Here is a 2,786-nt window from a genome sequence, read left to right on the forward strand (position 1 = left end):
ATCATCAACCGCCATAGTGACGGCTTGCTGCCTCAATTCCTGTGAATAACGTCCCCGTGGTGCTTTCGTCATAGAACCTCCTCAATGGATATGGACTATGGCGTCCGTTTTTTCCAGCCTATCTCACAACAGTGCCACAATAGTTGCGCTGCTGAAGTTTTTTGCCGTTGAAAAAGGCCTGCTGGCAAAAATAAGCTGCTCCAAGCTTGATTTACTGCAAAAAAACTCCGTACGTTAATCCGGTGTATTGCCTTTACCGGAATCATGACGATGTATATTTCCACACGGCCTGTGATTGACGCCGGATATTTCTCATGCCAATATACGGCGAATAAACCATACAACCTGTCGACACGCGCCGGAAAAACCGACGTCTGGCGCATCAGCCATGCGTCCAGGGCGGAGCGTGCCTTGAATGATGCGCTCCCGCCAGCCGGGTACGCACATGAAAATTGTTCGCCAGAATGTGTGGATGGCCCGTTTTCCGGCCAGCCGGGTACGCGGCATGGACATATGTACCGGTTTTCAGGAACAAATTTTTGCCTACAGATTTTCGCCCGATGGCGGCAAGCCGAACAGGCACGGGTTTGACCGGGTGGGACGTGCAGGGGCGGGCGTTGCTGAAACAGCCGTATTTATTTGGCCGACCTTGTTTACGCATGGCCGGGCCGCTGACCCGACTGTTGTTTTAATTGCTGGTGCGGCTGCGGACGTAACCACAGGCAAGGCCGCCTGCATGGCCGGTAAAAGCGACTGGCAGGCAATTTAAGCCAGGCAGCTTCAGGACAAAGCATGGCCTGAAGCGGGACAAGACACAGCCGAAATTTTTTGCGTCTTCCGGAATTTTTTGCGTCTTCCGGCTGAAGCTGAAGCGGCCCGACGCCGCCTTTCCCGCACAGAAGATCCCCGGAAATAAAAAGCCCCGGACTTCACGCCCGGGGCATATACGCAGCCAAAATGTTCAGAAGCCGAATTTCCGGCTACATGGGCTTGCCATTGTCATTCCCGTTATTCCGGGCTGTTATGTCAATTTCATCAGGTTCGGTAGTGGCTTTTTTAAAGTTTCTGATAGCCCTGCCAAGTCCGCCGCCGATTTCAGGCAGTTTTTTTGCGCCAAACAGCAACATGACCACAACCAACACAACCAGCAAATGCTGAATACTTAATGCTCCCATAGCAAAAACCGTCCTTCCTGTTAAGGGCCCAAGTTGGCTGGCCTGAACAGGCCCGAAACTTCAGCCAATTTTGTTTATTATACGCTCTCCCGACGCAAAAGCAACAATTAAGCGCGACATGCGGCCCGTGGCCGCGCCGCGACCGTACCATTTTCATTGTACATTGCACCGGATGGGGATATGTTCCGCCACCCGGAAAAATCCATACCGAAAAAATTTATTTCAGGAACAGCATGACCGCATCCTTCGAAGAGCTGGGCTTGTCCCGCGAACTGTTGAAAGCCGTTGAAGACATGGGCTTTGAAGAGCCTTCCCCCATACAGATTCTGGCCGTTCCCTGCCTGCTGGCAGGCAACGACGCCTTTGGTCAGGCGCAGACGGGAACCGGAAAAACCGCCGCCTTTGGCCTGCCCATTCTGGAAAAGCTCACACCCGCAAAAAATATACAGGCCCTTATTCTGTGCCCCACGCGTGAGCTTGCCATTCAGGTGGCCGAAGAGCTGAGCAAGCTCGCCGCCTGCAAGCGTGGCGTCACCATTCTGCCCATCTACGGCGGGCAGCCCATTGAACGGCAGCTGCGCGCCCTGGCCAAGGGCGTGCAGGTTGTGGTGGGTACGCCCGGGCGCGTCATGGACCACCTCAAACGCGGAACCCTGCGTCTGAACGAAGCCAGCATGGCCGTGCTGGACGAAGCGGACGAAATGCTGGATATGGGCTTTCGTGAAGATATTGAATCCATTCTGGAACAGACCCCGGCCACTTGCCAGCGGGTGCTTTTTTCAGCCACGGTTCCCCCGGCCATTCGCGAATTGAGCAAACGCTTTCTCCGCGAACCGGAAATGCTCACCGTTGCCCAAAAAATGCTTACGGTTCCTGCCATTGAGCAGATTTACTACGAAGTGCGCCCCCACCAGAAAATGGACGCCCTCTGCCGCCTGCTGGACTCGCGCGCCTTCCACAAGGCGCTTGTGTTCTGCTCTACCAAGCGCGGTGCGGATGAAGTGACCACACATTTACAGCAGCGCGGCTATCAGTCCGACAGTCTGCACGGCAACCTCGCCCAGTCGCAGCGCGACCGCGTGATGCAGCGCTTCCGCTCCGAAGGTCTGGACGTGCTGGTAGCCACGGATGTGGCGGCGCGCGGCCTTGACGTGGACGATGTGGATGCCGTCATCAACTACGACATTCCCCACGATGTGGAAAAATACGTACACCGCATCGGTCGCACAGGGCGCGCGGGCCGTGTTGGCAGCGCCTTTACCTTTGTGACCATGCGCGAACATTACAAAATGCGCGATATCATCCGCTGCACCCGCGCGCGCATCACCGAAGGCCGCCTGCCGAGCCTGCATGATATGGACAATATCCGCACCTCCCGCCTGCTGGAGGAGGTACGCCAGACCGTTGAAGCCGGCACGCTTGAGCGCTGGCTCACCCTGCTGGAAGGTTTTCTGACCACGCAGTTTCCTGACGGCGAAATTACCAGCCGTGACATTTCCGCCGCCCTTTTCAAACTGCTCATGCAGCGGGATTTTGGCGACCAGGACAAACCGCTGGACCAGGACCCGCTGGCCGTGGACCCCCGCCGCCAGTCCAGGGACAGGGACGGCG

At 56.4% G+C, this 2,786-nt stretch carries 3 protein-coding genes; 2 read left to right on the forward strand and 1 reads right to left on the reverse strand.

From position 1 onward, the window contains the following. The first annotated feature begins 415 nt into the window (after positions 1-415). Positions 416-769, forward strand: coding sequence for a hypothetical protein (locus V6C16_RS10815; RefSeq protein ID WP_333534584.1), 354 nt, complete (start codon positions 416-418; stop codon positions 767-769). Between the two features lie 211 nt (positions 770-980). Here V6C16_RS10815 and V6C16_RS10820 read toward each other — a convergent pair whose 3' ends face one another. Further along, positions 981-1,175, reverse strand: coding sequence for a twin-arginine translocase TatA/TatE family subunit (locus V6C16_RS10820; protein ID WP_333534583.1), 195 nt, complete (start codon positions 1,173-1,175; stop codon positions 981-983). 233 nt (positions 1,176-1,408) lie between these two features. Between V6C16_RS10820 and V6C16_RS10825 the strand changes: the two genes are divergently transcribed. Further along, positions 1,409-2,786: DEAD/DEAH box helicase (locus V6C16_RS10825; protein WP_333543192.1), on the forward strand; the 1,378-nt coding region annotated here is incomplete at its 3' end.

Origin of the sequence: Desulfovibrio sp. 1188_IL3213 (genome assembly GCF_036763145.1) — a bacterium.
Lineage (GTDB): Bacteria > Desulfobacterota > Desulfovibrionia > Desulfovibrionales > Desulfovibrionaceae > Desulfovibrio.

Excerpts from the sequence above, each read along its gene's own strand:
- V6C16_RS10815 (WP_333534584.1), top strand. The coding sequence starts at position 416 with ATGATGCGCTCCCGCCAGCCGGGTACGCACATGAAAATTGTTCGCCAG.
- V6C16_RS10820 (WP_333534583.1), bottom strand. The coding sequence starts at position 1,175 with ATGGGAGCATTAAGTATTCAGCATTTGCTGGTTGTGTTGGTTGTGGTC.